General features: G+C 61.2%; 15 protein-coding genes and 1 pseudogene. 7 read left to right on the top strand and 9 right to left on the bottom strand.

The window, feature by feature from the left end; genetic code table 11:
• Positions 1 to 22: 22 nt before the first annotated feature.
• The 3 genes from ACWKWE_RS11925 to ACWKWE_RS11915 form a co-directional block, all read right to left on the bottom strand.
• A complete protein-coding gene (locus ACWKWE_RS11925) occupies positions 23 to 409 on the bottom strand; it encodes a lysozyme inhibitor LprI family protein (RefSeq protein ID WP_483850635.1) in 387 nt (128 codons plus the stop codon).
• A gap of 154 nt (positions 410 to 563) precedes the next feature.
• Positions 564 to 1,166 carry a glutathione S-transferase family protein gene (locus ACWKWE_RS11920; protein WP_166594930.1) on the bottom strand — a complete coding sequence of 201 codons (603 nt, stop codon included), beginning with the start codon at positions 1,164 to 1,166 and terminating at the stop codon, positions 564 to 566.
• Between the two features lie 46 nt (positions 1,167 to 1,212).
• Complete coding sequence (locus tag ACWKWE_RS11915) at positions 1,213 to 2,379, bottom strand: aminotransferase-like domain-containing protein (protein WP_483850634.1); 1,167 nt, start codon at positions 2,377 to 2,379, stop codon at positions 1,213 to 1,215.
• An 81-nt stretch (positions 2,380 to 2,460) separates the two neighbouring features.
• Between ACWKWE_RS11915 and ACWKWE_RS11910 the strand changes: the two genes are divergently transcribed.
• Positions 2,461 to 2,904: a MarR family transcriptional regulator gene (locus ACWKWE_RS11910; protein ID WP_166594928.1), complete on the top strand. Its 444-nt coding sequence runs from the start codon at positions 2,461 to 2,463 to the stop codon at positions 2,902 to 2,904.
• Between the two features lie 491 nt (positions 2,905 to 3,395).
• Complete coding sequence (locus tag ACWKWE_RS11905) at positions 3,396 to 4,583, top strand: benzoate/H(+) symporter BenE family transporter (protein ID WP_483850633.1); 1,188 nt, start codon at positions 3,396 to 3,398, stop codon at positions 4,581 to 4,583.
• Between the two features lie 64 nt (positions 4,584 to 4,647).
• Here ACWKWE_RS11905 and ACWKWE_RS11900 read toward each other — a convergent pair whose 3' ends face one another.
• The 4 genes and pseudogenes from ACWKWE_RS11900 to ACWKWE_RS11885 form a co-directional block, all read right to left on the bottom strand.
• Positions 4,648 to 5,352 (bottom strand): methyl-accepting chemotaxis protein, encoded by a 705-nt coding sequence (locus ACWKWE_RS11900; RefSeq protein WP_371928523.1) that lies wholly within the window; start codon positions 5,350 to 5,352, stop codon positions 4,648 to 4,650.
• Positions 5,353 to 5,556: 204 nt separating this feature from the next.
• Positions 5,557 to 5,730 (bottom strand): annotated as a pseudogene (locus ACWKWE_RS11895) (hypothetical protein); the annotation flags it as partial.
• A gap of 1,190 nt (positions 5,731 to 6,920) precedes the next feature.
• On the bottom strand, positions 6,921 to 7,850 hold the full coding sequence (locus tag ACWKWE_RS11890; protein ID WP_483850632.1) for a S66 peptidase family protein: 930 nt from the start codon (positions 7,848 to 7,850) through the stop codon (positions 6,921 to 6,923).
• A gap of 138 nt (positions 7,851 to 7,988) precedes the next feature.
• A complete protein-coding gene (locus ACWKWE_RS11885; RefSeq protein WP_483850631.1) occupies positions 7,989 to 9,473 on the bottom strand; it encodes a mechanosensitive ion channel domain-containing protein in 1,485 nt (494 codons plus the stop codon).
• A 158-nt stretch (positions 9,474 to 9,631) separates the two neighbouring features.
• On the opposite strand from ACWKWE_RS11885, the gene ACWKWE_RS11880 reads away from it, so the two are divergent.
• A complete protein-coding gene (locus tag ACWKWE_RS11880; RefSeq protein ID WP_166594923.1) occupies positions 9,632 to 10,207 on the top strand; it encodes a TetR/AcrR family transcriptional regulator in 576 nt (191 codons plus the stop codon).
• 89 nt (positions 10,208 to 10,296) lie between these two features.
• Here the strand turns inward: ACWKWE_RS11880 and ACWKWE_RS11875 are convergent, their stop codons facing one another.
• Complete coding sequence (locus ACWKWE_RS11875) at positions 10,297 to 11,058, bottom strand: SDR family oxidoreductase (protein ID WP_341963689.1); 762 nt, start codon at positions 11,056 to 11,058, stop codon at positions 10,297 to 10,299.
• A 238-nt stretch (positions 11,059 to 11,296) separates the two neighbouring features.
• On the opposite strand from ACWKWE_RS11875, the gene ACWKWE_RS11870 reads away from it, so the two are divergent.
• From ACWKWE_RS11870 to ACWKWE_RS11855, 4 genes are all read left to right on the top strand, one after another.
• The gene (locus tag ACWKWE_RS11870; protein WP_483850630.1) at positions 11,297 to 12,301 is read left to right on the top strand and encodes an NADP-dependent oxidoreductase; all 1,005 of its coding nucleotides are present in this window, start codon (positions 11,297 to 11,299) and stop codon (positions 12,299 to 12,301) included.
• A gap of 141 nt (positions 12,302 to 12,442) precedes the next feature.
• Entirely contained in the window at positions 12,443 to 14,641 is a 2,199-nt protein-coding gene (locus ACWKWE_RS11865; RefSeq protein WP_166594920.1) for a TonB-dependent receptor, read from the top strand.
• Between the two features lie 417 nt (positions 14,642 to 15,058).
• Complete coding sequence (gene pssA / locus ACWKWE_RS11860; RefSeq protein WP_483850629.1) at positions 15,059 to 16,402, top strand: CDP-diacylglycerol--serine O-phosphatidyltransferase; 1,344 nt, start codon at positions 15,059 to 15,061, stop codon at positions 16,400 to 16,402.
• Positions 16,403 to 16,407: 5 nt separating this feature from the next.
• Complete coding sequence (locus ACWKWE_RS11855) at positions 16,408 to 17,049, top strand: TetR family transcriptional regulator (protein WP_483850628.1); 642 nt, start codon at positions 16,408 to 16,410, stop codon at positions 17,047 to 17,049.
• A gap of 110 nt (positions 17,050 to 17,159) precedes the next feature.
• On the opposite strand, the gene ACWKWE_RS11850 is transcribed toward ACWKWE_RS11855, so the two are convergent.
• The gene (locus ACWKWE_RS11850; RefSeq protein WP_483850627.1) at positions 17,160 to 20,735 is read right to left on the bottom strand and encodes a molybdopterin cofactor-binding domain-containing protein; all 3,576 of its coding nucleotides are present in this window, start codon (positions 20,733 to 20,735) and stop codon (positions 17,160 to 17,162) included.
• Positions 20,736 to 20,743 lie beyond the last annotated feature (8 nt).

Here is a 20,743-nt window from a genome sequence, read left to right as displayed (position 1 = left end):
GGGCAAGCCGGACTGCTTCAGCTCACCTTGGGCAGCCTTCCTGCCGACATGCATTGAAGGCCTTCAATTGTTCGACCCGCACCTTGGTCTGGTCCGAGAGGCACATCAGCTGCGACATCGGCCACATGCTGCCCCCGTCTTCACGCTTGCCCACCTGGTACAGGCAATCGGCATCACGAAACGCGAGCCATTTTTTCTGCGTCTCTTGCAGCGCTTTCTTGCTGGCGGGCGTCTTCAGGTAGGCCATCTGCGCCTTGTATTGCGCGTTCAGTTCGTCGTCCAGCGCCTTGTATTGCTTGCTGGCGCATTGATTCATCGACGCCTGTGTCGAATCGCAATCCTCGGCCTGTGCCGAGCAGCCAATCCCCAGGGCCATGAACATGCCCACCGCTATCATCATGTAGCGCATCGAATGCTCCCTTTTCTTCAAATGATCGTCCGATCAAAACCAGACCGTGCGCAGCTTGAGCGCAAAAACCGTGGCGCGTGATGACCGGGCACACACTTCAGACATAAAAAAACCGGCCATGGTTGCCCAGGCCGGTTTTTTCTTTCGGGAGCGGTCAGTCGAGCATGCCGACGTAGCCCGGTTGTTGCTGAACCCGCGCCAGCCAGGCCTGAATCGCCGGGAACTGAGCGAGGTCGAAGCCGCCCTGATGCGCCACGTGGGTGTAGGCGTACAGCGCGATGTCGGCGATGGAAAACTGCTCACCCACCAGGAACGGCGTGCGCAACAGCTGCTGCTCCATAACCTTCAACGCCTTGTAACCGCGCTTGTGCATCGAGCGGTATTCCTCCAGCCGCGCCTCCGGTAGCCCCAGGTAAAACTGGATGAAACGCGCGACGGCAATGGTCGGCTCGTGGCTGTACTGCTCGAAGAATTGCCACTGCAACACCTGCGTACGCAGGCGGGGTTCGGTCAACAGATAGGGTGTGCCTTCGGCGAGGAAATTGAGGATCGCGTTGGACTCCCACAGGCACGTGCCGTCTTCCAGTTCCAGCACAGGAATCTTGCCGTTGGGGTTCTTCGCCAGAAACGCTTCGGTCTCGGTCTCGCCATTGAGGATGTCCACCGGGACCCATTGATATTCTGCGCCCAGCAGGTTGAGCATCAGCTTGATCTTGTAGCAGTTGCCTGAATTGTAATCGCCGTAAACCGTGTACATCTGCTGCTCTCCCCTCGTGGGTGCGGTGGTACGTGTGCGTAAGGTATCAGGCCGCGAGGGCCTGTTGCGCCTGCTTGATGACAGCGGCCAGTCGCTTCAGGCCTTCGTCCAGCCGCGCCGGGTCGATATGGCTGAAATTCAGGCGCAGGTAACCGGGATTGGCGTCCGGGTCAGTGAAAAACGGTTCTCCGGGCATGAACGCGACATTTTGCGCCAGCGCGGTATCGAGCAGTATGCGGGTGTCGAGTTTATCCTTGAGTGTCAGCCAGAAGAACAGCCCTCCTTGTGGACTGTTCCATTCAGCGAGATCGCTGAAGTGCCGCTGCAAGGCCGCTTCGAATTGATCACGACGGGTCCGGTAAAAATCACGCAATTCGACCAGATGCCGCTCGTAAGGCTCGCTGCCGATCCACTGCAAGGCCTGCCACTGACCCACCCGGTTGGTGTGCAGATCAGCCGATTGCTTGAGTTTCAGCAAGTGCGGGAACAGATCCTTCGACGCGATCAGATAGCCCACTCGCAGACCCGGCATCAGGGTTTTCGACACGGTGCCGGTGTAGATCCAGCTGGCCTGCTTCAAGCGACTGACGATGGGCCGGGCGCTGCCGCCGTCAAACGTCAGGTCGCGATAAGGTTCGTCTTCGATCAACGTCACGCCAAACTCGTCCAGCAAGGCGGCCACGGCATCCCTTGCGGTTTCGCTATAGCGCACGGCGGACGGGTTTTGGAACGTAGGAATCAAGTAAGCGAATGACGGCGTGTGCTGCTCCAGTCGCTGGCGCAAAACGCCCAGGTCCGGGCCTTCGGCGAGCAACGGCACGGTCAGGCAATCGGCGCCGAACAGCTGAAAAATCTGCAACGCCGCAAGATAGGTCGGGCCTTCCAGCAGGATTTCGGTGCCCTTGTCGATGTAGAGCTTGGCGGCCAGATCGAGCGTCTGTTGGGAGCCGCTGACAATCATCACCTGGCTCGCCTCGCAGGCAATGCCCAACGCCCGGGCTTGCGCCGCAAGCACTTCGCGCAATTGCGGTTCACCTTCGCTCATGCCGTACTGACCGATGCTGCGGGGCATGTCGGACCAATCGCTGTGGGGCAGCATGGTCTCGGCAGGCAGGCCACCGGCGAACGACATCATTTCAGGGCGCTGGGCAGCGGCCAGGATTTCGCGAATCAGCGAACTCTTCAAACGGGTGACGCGTTCAGAAAATGCCATGTGATCACCGCTGGCGGAAATAAATGGAAATACGTCAAACTGGTTGACCGAAACTACGATGCCAAGCCTGGATACGTCAATATGCTTGACCTTAAAAATTCATCGACGCAGCAAATTGCCATGGAGGCGTTTTTCTATGGCTATCAGGCGTTCACCGCGAAGGCCGATGAAATGCTCGACCGGCGGGGCCTGAGCCGCGTGCACCAGCGCATCGTCTTTTTCATCGCTCGCTACCCCGGTTTGAGCGTGAAAGAACTGCTGACCGTGCTGGGGGTGAGCAAACAGGCGCTGAACACACCGCTGCGACAGTTGGTAGAGATGGAGCTGGTGCTCAGCGTTGCCTCCGAAGACGACAAACGCAAACGGCTGCTGGCGCTGACCGAGGAAGGCGCGAAGTTTGAAGAGTCGCTGCGTCGCGAGCAGGTGAAACTGCTGCAGAAGGTGTTCAAGGACGCAGGACGGGAAGCGGTGGACGGCTGGCTGGCGGTGAATCAGGCGTTGGGTAAAACACTGAATCGAGGCTGAGCAGCTTCAAATCTGCGTTGCACAGCCTTCTGTGGGAACGAATTCATTCGCGAAAGGTAGGCCAGACGATAGAGATGTATCGGCCGTACCACCGTCTCGCGAATGAATTCGCTCCCACAGGTGTCCGAGGTGGCCGCAGATTGTGTGCCCCGGCTCAGGCTCAGCTGTGGGAGGTGGCCGCAGATTGTGTGCCCCGGCTCAGGCTCAGCTGTGGGAGGTCGCCGCAGAGACTGCGCCCCGGCTCAGGCTTAACTGTGGGAGCGAATTCATTCGCGAACGATAGGCCAGACGATGGAGATGTGTCGGCTGCAACGGCCTCTCGCGAATGAATTCGCTCCTACCGGTTCATTGCCGATCTGGCGATTCGAGACCGGCAGCACGCCGCCGCGAACTGTGCCGATTAATGCGCGGGCGGCTGTATCGCAACGAATTGTGACAACTGCGTATAGGCTTGCTGATCTGTTCACATTGCCGCTCCAAGGATCGACCGCATGACTGACGCGACCCATACGCCGCTGCGCCCGCTCACTGACACTTCGCCCTCGGCCATCGTGGCGGGCTTCATCGCGATGATGACCGGGGTCACCAGTTCGCTGGTGTTGATCTTTCAGGCGGGGCAAGCCGCCGGGTTGACCTCGGCGCAGATTTCTTCCTGGATCTGGGCGTTGTTCATGGGCATGGCGCTGTGCAGCATCGGCCTTTCGCTGCGCTACCGTTCGCCGATCACAGTGGCTTGGTCTACGCCGGGCGCGGCGTTGCTGATCACCAGCTTGGGGCATGTGGCTTATCCCGAAGCCATCGGCGCCTACATGACCAGCGCGTTACTCGTATTCATCTGCGGCATTACCGGCAGTTTCGAAAAGCTGGTCAAGCGTCTGCCCACCTCACTGGCGGCAGCCCTGCTGGCAGGAATTCTGTTCAAGATCGGCAGCGAAATCTTCGTCGCCGCGCAGCACCGCACCGGCCTGGTGCTGGGGATGTTTTTCACCTACCTGATCGTCAAACGCTTCTCGCCACGCTATGCGGTGCTGGTGACGCTGCTGGTGGGCGTGGCGTTATCGGCCATGCTCGGCATGTTGAATTTCACCGGTTTCAATCTGGAAGTCGCGGTGCCGGTCTGGACCACTCCCTCATTCTCGTGGGGCGCGACCATCAGCATTGGTATTCCGCTGTTCGTCGTGGCCATGACCTCGCAGAACATGCCGGGCATCGCCGTGTTGCGCGCCGATGATTATCATGTTCCCTCCTCGCCGTTGATCAGCGCCACCGGGCTGATCTCACTGATCACCGCCCCGTTCGGTGCCCACGGCATCACCATGGCCGCCATCAGCGCGGCCATCTGCACCGGGCCTCATGCCCACGAAGACCGCAACAAACGCTACACGGCGGCCATCTGGTGCGGGCTGTTCTACGCGATTGCCGGGATTTTCGGGGCGACGTTGGCAGCCCTGTTCGCGGCCTTTCCGAAGGAGTTGGTGCTGTCGATTGCGGCACTGGCCCTGTTCGGCTCGATCATCAATGGCCTGACCGTGGCGATGAACGAACCCAAGGAGCGCGAAGCGGCGCTGATCACCTTCATGGTTACCGCGTCTGGGCTGACGCTGTTCTCCATCGGATCGGCGTTCTGGGGGATCGTGGCGGGGGTGTTGACGTTGGTGATTTTGAATTATCGGAAGTAACGGCGGGCGCACCCTGTAGGGGCGTGGCATGCCTCCTACAGCGGCGACCGTTCGCACGATACCGTCAAAGCCGGAAGTGCCCCACCATGCCTTTCAATTCCATCCCCAGCGACGCCAGTTCGATGCTCGACGCGGCGTTGCCCCGCATCGCCAGGGCTGACTGATCGGCGCTGGCACGGATGCTGGTGACGCTGCGGTTGATCTCTTCGGCGACTGAGCTTTGCTGTTCGGCCGCTGCGGCGATCTGCTGGTTCATTTGCTGAATCAACGACACCGCCACTGCAATGCTCCCCAGCGCGCTTTCGGTCTGTAGCGCGTCGCTGACCGCCAACTTGACCAGTTCACCACTGCTCTGAATCTGCGCCACCGACGCTTGCGCGCCGCTTTGCAGGCGGGTGACCAGCCGCTCGATTTCTTCTGTCGACTGCTGGGTACGTTTGGCGAGGGCCCGGACTTCGTCCGCCACCACCGCAAAACCCCTGCCCTGCTCGCCTGCCCGCGCCGCTTCAATGGCCGCATTGAGTGCCAACAGGTTGGTCTGCTCAGCGACGCTTTTGATCACGCTCAACACCTTGCCGATGTTCTGAATCTCGGCACTGAGGTTTTCGATGCTGTGGCTCGCCGAGTCGGCCGACGTCGCGAGTTGCTCGATGCGCTGCATGCTCTGCCGCACCACCGCCTGACCGCTGTCGACCTTGTCGTCCGCCGTTTGCGCCGCCTGGGCCGCTTCTTCAGCGTTACGCGCCACGTCGTGCACGGTGGCCGTCATCTGGTTCATGGCCGTGGCGACCTGCTCGGTCTCTTCTTTCTGGGTGCTGACTTCCAGATTGGTTTGCTCGGTCACCGCCGAAAGCGAGTGCGCCGAGGTCGCCAACTGCTCGATCCCCGCCTGCAACCCACTGACGATGCCACTCAGGCCCGCGCCCATTTGCTGCATGGCCTGCATCAACTGACCGATTTCATCTTTGCGTGTCACCTGGACATTGCCACTCAGGTCACCCGCCGCGATGCGCTGGGCAATCGCGATCACGCTGCGCAATGGTGCGACGATAATGCGGGTGATGACGAACGAGGCGATCAGCCCCACGAATAACGCCAGGATCGACGAACCGATTATCTTCAGCGAGTTGGCCTTCAGCTCGCCCATCATCGACTGGTCTTCGGCGTCGTACGCCTGATTGACCTGTTGCACCACGGTTTTCGCGTTGGTCGCCAGTTGCTGCGAGACCCGGGCCTCGTCGGCCAGCAGACCGGTGTATTCGTTCAGCTTGTCGCTGAAGTTGGTGATATGGCCGCTGACCTCGGTCAACACCGTGAGGTAGCCGGAGTCCTTGATGACGCCTTTGAGCTGTTCCGCCAGCTCCTGGGCCTGCACCGCCTGTTCGATCTTGCCGGTCTTGGCTTCCTCACCCGAGCCGGTCTTGCGGCTCTTGTCCAGGCGAACGCGCGCCTCATCCATGGCCTGCATCATCAGTTTGGAAATCTGGCTGACCTGCCCCGATTGCTCGATGACGTCCGCCCCTTGCTGGCCTTGCGAGTCCTTGAGGCTGTACGCGCCATCGTCCGCAAGACCCGCCTGCAGCACGTCGAGGTTGTTGGCCACGCTGGAGACCGACCAACTGGCCATTTCCAGCGCCAGGTCCTTGCTCTGGCTGATACTGACAAACTCGTCGAACGACTTGCGGTAGGCAGCCAGCGCTTGCTGGACCTGGCCCATCACCTGTTGATTGACCGCCGATAACGCCTTGAGCTGCTCGGCTTGAGCGTTCAGGGCATCGAGCCCCGCATGAAGTTCCTCGACCACCTTGGGGTCGCTGTGCAGGGCGTAATCCTGCTCCAGCAAGCGAACACGGCTAAGACCCGAGTTGAGCGCAGTCATTTCCTTGAGGCTGTCGAAGTGCACGCTGATGGAGCGCAGCGACCAGACGCCGATCGCGGCAACGAGGGCAGTCAGCAGCAAGACGAGGACAAACCCGATACCCAGTTTCTTCGCCATTCCGAGGTTGGCGAAACGCGATTGCACGGCCGAAATCATGATGTTCTATCCCCAGTTACAGCTCAAAAGAGGCACACAGCGAGTCCATGTTCAGCACGGCCATACAATTTTCGTGCAGATTCGCAACAGGTCAGCAGCAAAACGTGAATTTGACGTCGGAATAATGGCAAATAGCTACGCCAAGGTCGCTTCCAGAATAGTTATCGGCGCGAGTTGAATCTTCATCAGGGAGAGACGTGAGGTTCACCCTTCAAATGAAGGGTGAATGCGACGAAAGGTAACGCGCTGGACGGACCGAAATCGGGCAACCGGTGACACCCGTGCGCCGGTAACGCTCTTATTCAGCGGACGGCAGCCGCCACCGTCAATGTGCCCGCATCGGCATCCAGCGTGGCGGCACAGCCCAACGCCACCGCCCGGTTCCGGTCGCCGTGACCGATGGACAACCCGCCCAGCACGGGAATGCCCAAACCGCCGAGGCGCTCGCGCAAGACATCGGGAGGACGGATCGCGTTATTGCCGTGCCCCGGCTCGCTGAATTGGCCTATCGCGATGCCGGCCAGGCGCTGGAGCACTCCAGCGTTGCCCAGGTGGGTGAGAGAACGGTCGACGCGGTACGCCAACTCGCCCACGTCTTCGATCAGCAGAATCGCGCCGTCGACGTCTGGAAAAAAAGGCGTTCCAATGCAGGTGCTCAAGATGGTCAGGTTGCCACCCAACAAAGTGCCGTGGGCGATGCCCGACGTCCGCACGCTAAAGGTCGGCTCGTCCTGCTCGGCCTCGACCACCAACGGTTCATGGCTCATGAGCGCATGTCGCAAGGTGCTGGCAAACAACCCTCCCCGCTCAAGTTGTGCCGCGACCGGACCATGAATGGTCGCCAGCCCCGTGTGAGTCCACAACGCCGCGTGCAACGCCGTGATGTCGGAAAAACCGACCACCAGCTTCGGATCGCGGCGCACGGCGTCGTAGTCCACGTGGGCGAGAATTCGCTGAACGCCGTAGCCGCCCCGTGTGCACAACACCGCCCGGATCTCCGGGTCGGCCAGCGCGTCGTTCAGGTCCGCGACGCGATGGGCATCACTGCCCGCGAGAAAATGCTCGGCCTCCAGCGCATGGGGGTAAACCCGGGGGCGCAACCCCCACGACGCCAATTCGCGGACCGCCGCTTCCACTCTCGCTTCGGCCACCGGGCCAGCGGGCGACACCAGCGCGACGGCATCACCGGCACGCAGGATTTGGGGGTTGAGGGTCGGGCGGACTGCAGGCATTTCAACGACTCGGCTGACTTTCGAATGAGCGAGCAATTTAGAGCACTCCCTGTATTGAATCCAGAGGCGGGTTTCGCCGCGCCTCGTGTGATATCCCTGAAACAGAGCGAGAATCTCGCCCCGTGCGTGTGCGAAACATCAGCTCATTTTGTCAGTCGGCCCCGGTCCAGCACCCGGCCCACGACCGACCTGGAAGCGCGTCACGTTCTTGCGCAGCCAGCCCATGAAGCCGCTCGGGTCGGTGATCACCGGCTTGACGTCAAGCATCGAAGCGCGGGCTTTGGTGCGGAACTTCGCCAGCCCCGCCAATGCGCCGATGAGTTCGCTGTGCTCTTGCAGCCACGGCTCCAGATCGGCCTTGTCGATGCGGTAAATCATGCAGTCGGTATAGGCACAGAAACGGCCTGCGGTCGGCGTGCCATCGACGAACCCGGTCTCCCCGAACAGTTCGCCAGGCCCCATACGCCCGATTTCGAGCCAGCCATCGGGGCGCTGGATCGACACCGACATCACCCCGGACTCAATAATGTACAGCGCGTCCGGCACGATGCCGTCCGCGAGCACCACGTCCTTGGCCCCGTAGGCACCCAAATGCATGTGCAGTTCAAGCTGGGCGCGGTCTTCGTCGCTGAGCATGCGCAGCGCCCCGACCGTGTTGAGCACGGCAGACGGCCGGGTGGCAGGCCGAGACTGGTCGAGCCGGGTTTCCGTGGCCGCGAGTTGCCGGTGAATGAGGTCATACAGCTGATTGCGCACCGCCGAGCGTCGGTCGCGTGATTTCACGTAGCCGGTGACTTCGTATTCAACGCTGCGTAACCCGGTCTTCACCACCACGGCGGAAGACTTGGGCGTGACCAATAATTCGCGGCACCCGAGGATGGCCTTGTCGAGCGAGTCCAGCACCAGACTCGGCCGCAGGCGCGTCGGCAGCTCGATGCTCAAGGTGACGGAATGAAAATGGTCAGGGCGACTGAAGTTGACGATGCGGGTCTTGGCCGCCATGGAGTTGGGAATCACCGCCATGCTGCCTTCGGAGGTCAGCAGATGCGTGGAGCGCCAGTCGATTTCGATGACTTTGCCTTCGATGTCGTCGACGCGAATCCAGTCATCGACTCTATAAGGCTTGGTGGCGTTGAGGACGATGCCGGAAAACACGTCGCCCAGCGTGCTCTGCACCGCGAGACCGAGGATGATCGCCACGGCGCCCGACGTCGCCAACAGGCCTTTGACCGGCAGGTCCAGCACGTACGCGGCGGCGGCCACAACCGCGACCAGAAAGATGATCGCGCCCATCACGTCTTGCAGCAGGTGACCCTTGCCGCCAATGCGCGGCTCCATCACCACGACCGCGAGGACCGTGAGCGTGCGTGCGCCGAACAGCCACCACGCGATGGTCAGAATCGTCCCCAGCACATGGCGCGACACCGGCCAGTCGGCAGGCACCGGATACAGCGGGCTCAACCCGCCGTCGAGCAGCGCCATGCTGAACAACACGAACAGGGCCAGTCGGCAGGCGAGTTTGCGGCGTAGAAAACGCGGGTGCAGCCACTGCCACAGCACCAGATCGATGATCAACAGCACGGACGCGCTGATTAACGGGTAGGCAAACCACAGGTGATCCATCGGCGCTCCCTGGAGGTGACCAGCCCATGCAGCTTAGCTGAATACGGTGGGGGGAATAGCACGGCGAGCGGCAGCGCCGAACCGTAAGACACACACTGTAAAATCTGGCGTATGATCGCCTCCTATATTTTGTTGAACAGCGTCCACCGGAGAATCCCATGTCGCGCTCCCAGGCGGAGAAAGCCGTCATTCATGAACACATCGTCAATTTGGCAGCCGAGCGATTCCGCGAGGTCGGGCTGAACGGGATCGGCGTGGCTGACCTGATGAAAGAAGTGGGCCGGACCGGTGGCGGCTTCTACAAGCATTTCGAATCGCGGGAAAAACTGGTGGAAGAAGCGTTGCAGTGTGCGTTCAACAAACGCGCTGAGAAGCTCGAAAAATACACCGCCCCCGATTCAACACTCACCCTTGCGGACCTGGTGGAAAGCTACTTGAGCGAGCGTCATTTGCACGACCCGGGTTCAGGCTGTGCCTTGGCCTCAGTGATGAATGACGTGGCCCGCAGCAGCGACCCCATACGTGATCTCTACACCCGGGAACTGGAGAATGAACTGGCGGTGGTAGCCGCGCTGACCAGCAGCAAGCAGCCCGCCAAAAAACGCGCTCAGGCACTGTTGGCGATGAGCGCGCTGGTAGGGGCGCTCGGGTTGTCGAGGGCGGTGACGGATGAGGCACTGAAAGCCGAGCTGCTGAACACCGGCAAGACACTGCTCAAGGCGCTTGAATCGTAGAAGCAAGACCAAGGACGCTGCGTTTTTCTGACACACCACCCTCCCAAAAGAAGTGTGGCGTGCTCAAAAGTCGCGCACGGTCTGACGGGTCAAAACGCCGTCACCCCGCCATCCACAGCCAACGAATGCCCCGTGGTGAAGGCTGCTCCATCGCTGCACAGGTACAGCACGGCGCTGGCGATTTCCTCGACTTTGCCGATGCGTCCCACCGGGTGCATGGTGGCGGCGAATTCGGCCTTGCGCGGGTCAGCTTCGTGGGCGCGGCGGAACATGTCGGTGTCGATCACGGCGGGGCACACCGCGTTGACCCGGATGTGTTTCTTGGCGTATTCAATGGCCGCCGATTTGGTCAGGCCGATGACGGCGTGCTTGGACGCCGCGTAAATGCTCATCTTCGGCGCAGCGCCCAACCCCGCGACCGATGCGGTGTTGACGATGGCGCCACCGCCTTGGGCCAGCATCACCGGCAATTGATACTTCATGCACAGCCAGACGCCTTTGACATTGACGCCCATGATCGCGTCGAACTCGGCTTCGCTGCCTTCGGCCAGACGGCCCTTTTCGATCTCGATCCCCGCATTGTTGAAGGCGTAATCGACCCGCCCGAACACCTCGACGGCCTTGATCATCATCTGCTGCACGTCGGATTCTTTAGTGACATCACAACGCAGGAACAGCGCCTCGCCCCCGGCCTGACGAATCAGTTCGGCGGTCCCTTCCCCACCGTCGCTGTCCAGATCCACCGCCACCACCTTCAACCCCTGCTCGGCGAAGGCCAGTGCGGTCGCCCGACCGATGCCCGCTGCTGCACCGGTGACCAGCGCCACCTGCCCGGAAAACGTCATGCTCATGGAATGATCCTTTTGTTATGGGGTGACGCAGATCGTCTGTGCTGCCAGTTTAGCGAGGGCGATGGCGCGCGCATCAGCACTATCAAAACCCCGGTTACGGGATCATGGGTGCCAGTGATAAAGCCCAAATGCCGCATCATCGAAATGGATCGGCGCGCATTCGCTCCAAGCGCTTTGCTTGCGAGGACGCGACGGCGGGTCTATCACTGGCGTTTCTCCTTCCATCCAGGACGCTGCCATGACTGCCCTCTCCAATCGCCAATTCTTGCTGGCCCGTCGCCCCAAAGGCCCTGCGAGCCGTGACGACTTCACCTACCAGACCGCGCCGGTGGCCGAGCTGGCGCCAGGGCAGGTGTTGGTGAAAAGCGAATACCTGTCGCTCGACCCCGCCATGCGCGGCTGGATGAACGAGGGGAAATCGTATATCGCGCCGGTCGGCCTGGGCGACGTTATGCGCGCGCTGGGGGTCGGCAAAGTCATCGACTCGCAAAACCCCAAGTTCGCAGTGGGCGATTACGTTCAAGGTGTGCTGGGGGTTCAGGATTATTTCGTCGGTGAGCCCAAGGGGTTTCATAAGGTTGATCCGAAGCTATTGCCACTGCCGGTGTACCTGGCTGCGTTGGGCATGACCGGCATGTCCGCCTATTTCGCGTTGTTGGAAGTGGGTCAGCCGATAGCAGGCGACACGGTGGTCATCTCGGGAGCAGCGGGTGCGGTGGGCAGTGTCGCCGGGCAGATCGCCAAAATCAAAGGCTGCCGCGTGATCGGCATTGCCGGGGGCAAAGAGAAGTGCCAGTCACTGATCGACGAGTTTGGCTTTGACGGCGTCATCGACTACAAAAACGAAGACATTCACGCAGCCCTGAAACGCGAATGCCCGAAAGGCGTGGACGTGTATTTCGACAACGTCGGCGGCGACATTCTCGACGCGGTGCTCACCCGCCTGGCCTTGAAGGCACGCGTGGTGATCTGTGGCGCGATCAGCCAGTACAACAATAAGGCAGCGGTCAAAGGGCCGGCCAACTACCTGTCGCTGCTGGTCAACCGCGCGCGGATGGAGGGTTTCGTGGTCATGGATCATGCGGAGCATTTCGCCAAAGCAGGCATGGAAATGGCCGGTTGGCTGGCTCAAGGCCAATTGAAGAGCAAAGAGCACATCGTCGAAGGGTTGGAGACCTTTCCTGAAACCCTGCAAATGCTGTTCAACGGGGAAAACCATGGGAAGTTGGTGCTGAAGGTCTAAGCGCCAATGTGAAAAAAATGTAAAAAAACCTGTCAGCAGTGATAACAATTCGCAACTACTTCCTGCTAGCATCTGCGCCGAAGAAACATTCGCATTGCCAGGGAGGCTTTTCGCAGACTAGACCTCTACAGGAAGCTTCCCATGGCCATCCGCCTCCCCTCTCGTCCGACGTTGCTCGCTTTGTGCTGCTCGGTCAGTGTCAGCGCCTACGCTGCTGATCAAGCCATCGAATTGGGCGCCACTGCTGTCGATGCCCAAGCCATCAAACAGACGCCAGGCGCTTTGCCCGAAGCATTCGCAGGGGGCCAGGTCGCCCGGGGCGGGCAAATGGGCGTGCTGGGCAATCAGGACAACATGAGCGTGCCGTTCACCATGACCAGCTACACCTCGAAACTGATCGAGGATCAGCAGGCTGAAAACGTTGGCGATGTGCTGCTCAATGACCCCTCGGTGCGTCAGTCGGCCGGTTTCGGCAACCAGTCGCAAGCGTTCGTCATTCGTGGCCTGCCCTTAAACGGCGACGATATTTCCTACAACGGCCTGTATGGCGTCCTGCCTCGGCAAATTCTTTCCGTTGATGCCGTCGAGCGTGTCGAGGTCTTCAAAGGCCCCAACGCCTTCATCAATGGCGCCAGCCCAACCGGCTCGGGCCTGGGCGGCACCGTCAACTTGCAACCCAAACGCGCCGAAGACACGCCGACCCGCCGCTATACCCAGGACATCACCACCGATGGACGCATCGGCGAGCACTTGGACCTGGGGCAGCGCTTCGGCGAAGACAACCGCTTCGGCGCCCGTTTCAACCTGAGCCAGCGCGAAGGTGAAACAGCCGTCCATGATCAGGATCAACGCAGCAAACTGTTCGTCGGCGGCCTGGACTACCGGGGCGACACCTTCCGTTTGTCCACCGACTTCGGCTATCAGAAAGAACGCGTCAACCACATGCGCAACTCGGTGCAGCTGGGTGCCGGGCTGACCAGCATCCCCCATGCGCCAAGCGCCGACCACAACTACGGCCAAGCCTGGAGCTACACCGAAACCGAAGACACCTTCGGCATGGTGCGCGGCGAGTGGGACTTGAACGACAGCTGGACGGCGTATCTGGCCGGTGGCGGCAAGCACACCCGGGAAACCGGTCTCTACGGGACGCCGACCCTGACCAACGCCGCGACCGGCGCGGGCACCATCGGTGGGTCGATCATTCCGCACAATGAGGACAACGCCACGGTCATGGCAGGCCTCAACGGCAAGCTGCAAACCGGGCCGATCAGCCATCAGATCAGCATCGGCGCGTCGAGCATCTGGACCGAGCAGGAGAATGCCTACGAGTTTTTCCGCGCCCGGGCGACCAACATCTATAACACCCCGAGCCTCAGCAAACCGACCGCTGTCTCGCTGACTGGCGGTGACCTGGGCGATCCGGGCGTCACCGGCAAGACCCGCAATCGCAGCCTCGCCGTGTCCGACACCTTCGGCCTGTTCGACGACACGCTGCTGCTGACCTACGGCGTGCGTCGCCAGCAATTGCGCGTCGAAAATTACACCTATGAAGGCACGACCTCTGGTGGCGTGCCGTACGGCAACAACGACGGCAGCCGCAGCGCTCTGTATGACGATTCAATCACCACCCCGGTGTACGGCATCGTTTATAAACCGATCGAGAGCGTGTCCCTGTACGCCAACCGCATCGAGGGCCTTGCTCAGGGTCCGACCGCCAGTGGCACCGTGCTCAATGCCGGACAATCCTTCCCGCCAGGCCGCACCAAGCAGTTGGAAGCGGGGATCAAATTGGACATGGGGTCTTACGGCGCAAATCTGGCAGCGTTCCGCATCGAGAAACCGACCGATGGCTTCACCGACGCGGCGAGCAACCTGTTCGTGCGTGACGGCAAGCAAGTCAACCGCGGCATCGAGCTCAGCGTTTATGGCGAACCGATTGAAGGCCTGCGTCTGGTGGGTGGTGCGACGCGGCTGGAGTCCAAGCTGGAAGACACCCAAGGCGGCACCAACGACGGCAACCACGCGATCGGCGTTCCGACGTTCCTGATGAACGCCAGCGTCGATTGGGACGTGCCGGGGCTGCAAGGTGTGGCCTTGAACGCACGGTTCCTGCGCACCGGCGGGCAGTACGCCGATCAGGCCAACAACCTCAGCCTGCCGAGCTGGAACCGGTTCGACGCAGGCGCGCGGTATGGCTTCAAGGTTGCCGAGAAGGACGTGACCTTGCGCGTGAACGTCGAAAACATCGCCAACAAGGACTACTGGGCCTCGGCCAATGGCGGCTACCTGACCCAGGGCGATCCGAGGCTGGTGAAATTCTCCGGGACGATTGATTTCTGATCCGATCCCACCTCCTCCCTGGCGGTCATGGCGGCAGATCTGTGGGAGCGAACTCATTCGCGAAAGATTTATCCGGCGACAGAAATACGTCGAATGCACCGGCCCCTCGCGAATGAATTCGCTCCCACAGTTGAACCTGCGCCAGGACCGAGGCTTCGCGGCGCACTGACTTCTGTAGGAGCGAATTCATTCGCGAAAGATTTACCCGACGACAGAGATACGTCGAATGTACCGGCCCCATCGCGAATGAATTCGCTCCTGCAGGTTCTGCGGCCGCCTCGTAATCCGTGCGACGCTCTTGCTCGCTCACTCCCTGATATTTCGCTGAACAAGTCGCTGATCCCGCTGCCAAAGCCACCACAAGGCGCACTCTGGTGTAAGCTCGTGCGCTGTTGATTTCGATCCATCGAGAGGCTTATGCGGGCTCCCTTCCGACGTTCTACCCTTGCGGCGCTGCGCGGTTTCGAATCGTCCAGCGCGGCGATCACCATTCTGCCGAGCGCTGCCGACTATCGCCGCACGCTCCTGGAGAAGATTGCGTCAGCGACGCGGCGCATCTATCTCGTGGCGTTGTACCTGCAACAGGACGAAGCCGGTCAGGAAATCCTCGACGCACTGTATGCCGCCAAGGCCGCCCGGCCGGAGTTGGACATCGTTGTCTTGGTGGACTGGTTCCGCGCCCAACGCGGGCTGATTGGCGCGGGGAAACAGGCGGGCAACTCGGCGTGGTATCAGGCGCAGAACCTCGAACACAAACAGGAAGTGCCGATTTACGGCGTGCCTGTTCAGACCCGCGAGCTGTTTGGCGTCCTGCACCTCAAGGGCAGCATTGTCGACGACTGCGTGATCTACACCGGCGCCAGCATCAACAACGTCTACCTGCACAAACTTGGCAAATACCGTCTTGATCGCTATCAACTGCTGGAAAACAAAGACCTCGCCGACTCGTTCCAGCGTCTGGTGCAGAAGGACATCCTGCCGTCAGACGCCGTGCATCGGCTCGACCTGCCCTCCCCGCCGACCTCCCGCAGCATTCGTGGCGAAATTCGCCAGTTCCGCCAGCACCTCAAGCGCGCCAGTTACGACGTGAATGAGGGCATCCGCGAAAACGGCGAATTCCGCATCATTCCCTTGCTGGGTATTGGCAACAAAAACCCGCTGAGCAAGGTGCTGTGCGACCTGATCGCTGCAACCCGCGACCAACTGACCCTGTGTACGCCGTATTTCAACATGCCGCTGGTGGTCAAACGCGAGATCAACCGGGCGCTGAAACGCGGCGTCAGGATCGACATCATCATCGGTGACAAGACCGCCAACGACTTCTTCATCCCCCCTCAAGAGCCGTTCAAGGTCATCTCGGCGCTGCCGTACCTGTACGAAATCAGCCTGCGCCGGTTCATGCAGAAGCATCAGACCGCCGTGGCCAAGCACCACCTGAACATTCACCTGTGGAAAGACGGCGACAACACCTTCCACCTCAAGGGCCTGTGGTCGGACGAGCGCTACACCGTGCTCACTGGCAACAACCTCAACCCGCGTGCCTTCCAGCTCGACCTGGAAAACGCGGTGTTGATCGACGACCCCAAGGGCACCTGGCTGAAACCTCGCGCCGAGGAAATCGACCTGCTGATGCGCAACACCCATCGCGTGGGCAAGTTCGATGAACTGGACACCCTGAGCGAATACCCGATTGGGGTGCGGACCTTTCTGCGCCGCGTCAGCCGCGTGCGGGTCGAACGCCTTTTGTACCGGATTCTCTGACCGCCATGAGCAAGAACACCGGCGTCCGCGCGCAACAAGCTGAAGAAACCCGTGCGCGCATCCTCAAGGCGGCCATCACGGTTTTCACCCGCGATGGCTATTCGGGCGGCCGCATCGAAAAGATTTCCGCCGAGGCTGAATCCAACGACCGGATGATCTATTACTACTTCGGCAGCAAGGAAAAGCTGTTCGTCAAAGTGCTCGAACACACCTACGAGCGCTTCAATCAGGCCGAAAGCACCCTCAAGCTCGACCCCGCGACGCCGATTGAAACCCTGCGCCAGCTCGTGGCGTTCGTGTGGGAGTACTACGTGACCCACCCGGAATTCGTCGCCATCCTCAGCATCGAAAACCTGCACAAGGGCAAGCACGCCAAGCAGTCCAGCGAGCTGCGCAGGCTGTCGGGAGAAGCGGTGGGCGTGCTGCGGCCGATCATCGAAGCCGGCCAGCAACAGGGGCTGTTTCGCCCTGACGTGGATTTGAAACACGTCTACCTGATGATCGCGTCGCTTTGCTACTTCTATAACTCCAACCTTCACACCCTGACTTCGTTTCTCGGACAAGACCTCGCGGGTCAGGGGGAACGACGGGACTGGCTGGCGTTTATTCAGGATTTGGTGGTGCGCGGGGTGATGGTGTTCGGTTGACGCAGACCCTGTAGGAGTGAGCTTGCTCGCGATAAGGATGTATCAGGCGAAATCGTCGTTACAGATACATCGCTGTCGCGAGCAAGCTCACTCCTACAGGAGGTGTGGATTCAATGGCTTCCGGGATTGGCCTTGAGATACGCCACTTTCTCCTGCAATCCCGTCCACTGCGGTTCGTTCGGCGCGAATCGGCTGCGCAGATAGGCTGCGAGATCACTGATCTGCGTGTCGCTCAAACTGTCCTTGAACCCCGGCATGTAACCCAGATCCGGCGTTGCAGGGTTGGAAATCCCCTGCTGAATCACCTTGATCAGATTGTCCGGCAGCGCACTGTGGACGTTGGTGTTGCTCGCCAGCGAAGGGCTGACACCAAACAACTTTGGCCCCAGACCATCGGCGTGACAGCCCTGACACGATCCTTCGAATACCCGCTGACCATTGCTCAGCGCCAGGGCCGAAACACTCGGCTGCGGAACCGGTGCAGGCGCCGAAACCGTAGCCGTCGATGCCTCAGCCGACCCGTTCAGCGACGCCAGGTACACCGCCATCGCCCGCACGTCGGTCTTCGGCAGTTTTGCCAATTCCGAGACGACCGGCCCCATCGGTCCCGCCGCCACACCGTGGGCATCGGAATAGCCGGTGCTCAGGTAATTGAACAATTGGTCTTCGGTCCACGGCGTCGGCGATTTCGACAGGCTGTTGAGGGCCGGCGCTTCCCAGCCATCGACCATGCCTCCCGCCAGAAACGAGGCCCCGCCCTTCTCCGCGCCCATCACATTGCGCGGTGAATGGCAGGCGGCGCAGTGCCCCAACCCGTTGACCAGATACTGTCCGCGATTCCATTGAGCACTCTGCTCGGGCTTCGCTTGCACCTCCCCCTTGCGCAGAAACAGCGCGTTCCAGCCCGCCATCAACGGCCGCATGTTGAACGGAAACTGCATGTTATTAGCGGGCTGGACTTGTTTGACCGGGGGTTGCGACATCAGGTACGCATACAACGCCTGCATGTCCGCATCGTCGATGTTTCGGAACGCCGTGTAGGGAAATGCCGGATACAGGTGTTTGCCATCGCGACTGATGCCGTCGCGCATCGCCCGTTCGAACGCCGGATACGACCAGTTGCCGATGCCCGTTTCCGGATCGGGCGTGATGTTGCTGCTGTATAAGGTGCCGAACGGGGTTTGCATCGCCAGGCCGCCCGCGTTTTTCACGCCACCGGGGGCCGTGTGACAGACCGCACAATCCCCCGCTGACGCCAGCAAACGACCTCGCTCCAGCGTCGCGGCGGACCAGGTGCCCGCACTGGGTCGAGCAATGGGCGCGATCTCGGCGCGCCACGGCAACGCGGTTGCCGCGACACCCAGCACCGCCCCAAACGCGGCGAACAACGAGCCGAACAGCCATTTCGAGCGTTTGGCTTTCGGCGACTCCGGCGGATGGCTGTTGGCGTCGTCGCCTGCCGTTTTCAGCGCCGCCAGAACGCGCTCGGCGGTGATCGGCAGCTCACGGAAACGAATGCCGGTGGCGTCGTAGATGGCATTGGCGATGGCTGCCGCGCTCGGCACGGAGGCCGACTCCCCGGCGCCCATGGGTGGCTCGGCCTGGCGCGGCATCATCATCACGTCGACCTTGGGCACCTCCGGGAAGGTCAGGATTGGATAACCCCCCCACTCCTTGCTGGCGATGGTCGATTCTTCGAAGGTCACCCGCTCCTTGAGCACGCGGCTGGTGGATTGAATGACGTTGCCGTGAATCTGATGCTGCACCCCCGCCGGGTTGACCATCATCCCGGCGTCATGGCCGATGACCACCCGCGTCACCGAGACATCGCCGGTGTGCTTGTCCACTGCCACGTCCGCGACCCACGCCGCCCACGCTGCGCCAAAGCCGGGAAACTTGCTATGGATGTACCGGGCGTAGGCGAACCCACGCCCGCGCAGCACGCCGTCTTCTTCGGGGGTTTGCATGGGTTGGGTGCGCGGCGACCAGTCGGCGCGAGCGGCCGTGGCTTTGACCAGATCCGAGGCCCGGTCGTCGTGCAGATAGCGCAGGCGATACTCCACGGGATCAACGCCCGCCGCGAACGCCAGTTCGTCGATGTAGGATTCGTGAGCGAAGGTGTTGGGCAGCGCCGACACCCCGCGCATCCACGACGCCCGAACGATGGGCGCCATGTCGTTGATGGTCACCCGCATGTGCTCGATGTCGTAGGGCGGGATCGAGGTGCGGTCGCCCATTTCGAACATCACCGGCACCGGTTCCACACGCCCGGTCAGCAGCAGCGCGAGGGTCGGCGAATTGTTGGACGGGTAGCTGGTGGTGAAATCGTACCCGGCAATGCCGCCTTCGGACGTGAGGCCGCCGTCCACTTCCATCAACTGTGCCGTGCCTTTGGGCTCCCACGCGTGTTCCTGCTCGCGGGTGAGTTGCACGCGCACCGGCAGGCCTACCGCTTTCGACAGCAAGACCGCGTCGGCGCACACGTCATCGGCGCAGTTGCGGCCATAACAGCCTGCCGCCTCCATGCGAATGATCTCGATGTTTTCTTCCGGGTATTCCAGCAGCCAGGCGATGTCGGCGCGCAGCATGTGCGGGTTTTGCGTGCCTGACCAGATCCGGATGCCCTCGTCGTGGTAATCCGCTAGCCCACAAGAGGGTCCGATGGAGCCATGAATCTGGTAGGGCCACAGATAAGTGCGGGTCATCCGCTCGCTGGCGTTGTTCAGCGCTTCATCGACGTTGCCCTTGTCCAGCACCACTCGCTGCACCTTGGGGTTGTCGCGAATCGCCTGTTCGATATCGCTCATGTCAGGCAATTGATGCTGCCAGGGCTTCCAACTGACCTTCAATTCCTTGGCGGCTTTCGCGGCCTGCTCTTCGCGCATCGCCACAATGCCGACGAAATCCCCGATCACCACGACGCGCACGATGCCGGGGATGTGGGCGATGGACGACTCGTCCACGCCCAACAGACTGGTGCCCACGAATTCGCCGATGTCGTAACCCGCATACGGCGGGCGAACGACGCGGCCGTGAAGCATGTCCGGCAGACGCATGTCGTGGACGTAGGTCAATTCCCCAGTGGCCTTGCCCGGAATGTCCACGCGTGGTGCGACGGTGCCCACCAGCTTGTAGTCTTCGAGGCGCTTGAGCGGTGCGTTTCCGGAAATGCGCAGCTCGACATGCTGATCGGTCAGCAGCTCACCGAAGCGCGTGCTGCGACCGTCCTGGCTTTTGATGATGCCGTGCTCGATGACCAGCGTTTCCGCCTCGATGCCCCAACGCTCCGCCGCAGCATTCAACAGATAACGGCGAGCTTCGGCAGCGGCGTTGCGCAGCGGGATCGCGGAGATTTGCAACGTGGCACTGGCGATGGTCGCGCCCTGGTTCGGCGCCCGTTCGGTGTCGCCGAGGATCATGTTCACCTGATCCATGCGCAGATCGAGTTCTTCGGCAACGATTTGCGCCAGCGACGTGCGGATGCCGGTGCCGAGGTCGACGTGACCATTGAAGGCGTAGACCGTGTCGTTCTGATCGATGGCGATGAACAGCCCTAGCTCCTTGGGCTTGACCGTCGGCGTGCCGCCTTTGGCAACAGGACCGGACGGCGGCAGGATGTCATCGACGACGAGCAGGACGCCGTTTTTGGCCAGGAAGGAATCGCGGGTGTGTGTGGTCTGGGTCATGGCAAGGT

It is taken from the genome of Pseudomonas salicis, assembly GCF_057128705.1.
This window is presented reverse-complemented; position numbering and strand designations above follow the sequence as displayed.

What these genes read in the sequence shown, in the direction of transcription:
- ACWKWE_RS11925 (WP_483850635.1), bottom strand. Translation starts at nt 409, where the DNA reads ATGCGCTACATGATGATAGCGGTGGGCATGTTCATGGCCCTGGGGATT.
- ACWKWE_RS11920 (WP_166594930.1), bottom strand. Translation starts at nt 1,166, where the DNA reads ATGTACACGGTTTACGGCGATTACAATTCAGGCAACTGCTACAAGATC.
- ACWKWE_RS11915 (WP_483850634.1), bottom strand. Translation starts at nt 2,379, where the DNA reads ATGGCATTTTCTGAACGCGTCACCCGTTTGAAGAGTTCGCTGATTCGC.
- ACWKWE_RS11910 (WP_166594928.1), top strand. Translation starts at nt 2,461, where the DNA reads ATGCTTGACCTTAAAAATTCATCGACGCAGCAAATTGCCATGGAGGCG.
- ACWKWE_RS11905 (WP_483850633.1), top strand. Translation starts at nt 3,396, where the DNA reads ATGACTGACGCGACCCATACGCCGCTGCGCCCGCTCACTGACACTTCG.
- ACWKWE_RS11900 (WP_371928523.1), bottom strand. Translation starts at nt 5,352, where the DNA reads ATGACGGCCACCGTGCACGACGTGGCGCGTAACGCTGAAGAAGCGGCC.
- ACWKWE_RS11890 (WP_483850632.1), bottom strand. Translation starts at nt 7,850, where the DNA reads ATGCCTGCAGTCCGCCCGACCCTCAACCCCCAAATCCTGCGTGCCGGT.
- ACWKWE_RS11885 (WP_483850631.1), bottom strand. Translation starts at nt 9,473, where the DNA reads ATGGATCACCTGTGGTTTGCCTACCCGTTAATCAGCGCGTCCGTGCTG.
- ACWKWE_RS11880 (WP_166594923.1), top strand. Translation starts at nt 9,632, where the DNA reads ATGTCGCGCTCCCAGGCGGAGAAAGCCGTCATTCATGAACACATCGTC.
- ACWKWE_RS11875 (WP_341963689.1), bottom strand. Translation starts at nt 11,058, where the DNA reads ATGAGCATGACGTTTTCCGGGCAGGTGGCGCTGGTCACCGGTGCAGCA.
- ACWKWE_RS11870 (WP_483850630.1), top strand. Translation starts at nt 11,297, where the DNA reads ATGACTGCCCTCTCCAATCGCCAATTCTTGCTGGCCCGTCGCCCCAAA.
- ACWKWE_RS11865 (WP_166594920.1), top strand. Translation starts at nt 12,443, where the DNA reads ATGGCCATCCGCCTCCCCTCTCGTCCGACGTTGCTCGCTTTGTGCTGC.
- pssA (WP_483850629.1), top strand. Translation starts at nt 15,059, where the DNA reads ATGCGGGCTCCCTTCCGACGTTCTACCCTTGCGGCGCTGCGCGGTTTC.
- ACWKWE_RS11855 (WP_483850628.1), top strand. Translation starts at nt 16,408, where the DNA reads ATGAGCAAGAACACCGGCGTCCGCGCGCAACAAGCTGAAGAAACCCGT.
- ACWKWE_RS11850 (WP_483850627.1), bottom strand. Translation starts at nt 20,735, where the DNA reads ATGACCCAGACCACACACACCCGCGATTCCTTCCTGGCCAAAAACGGC.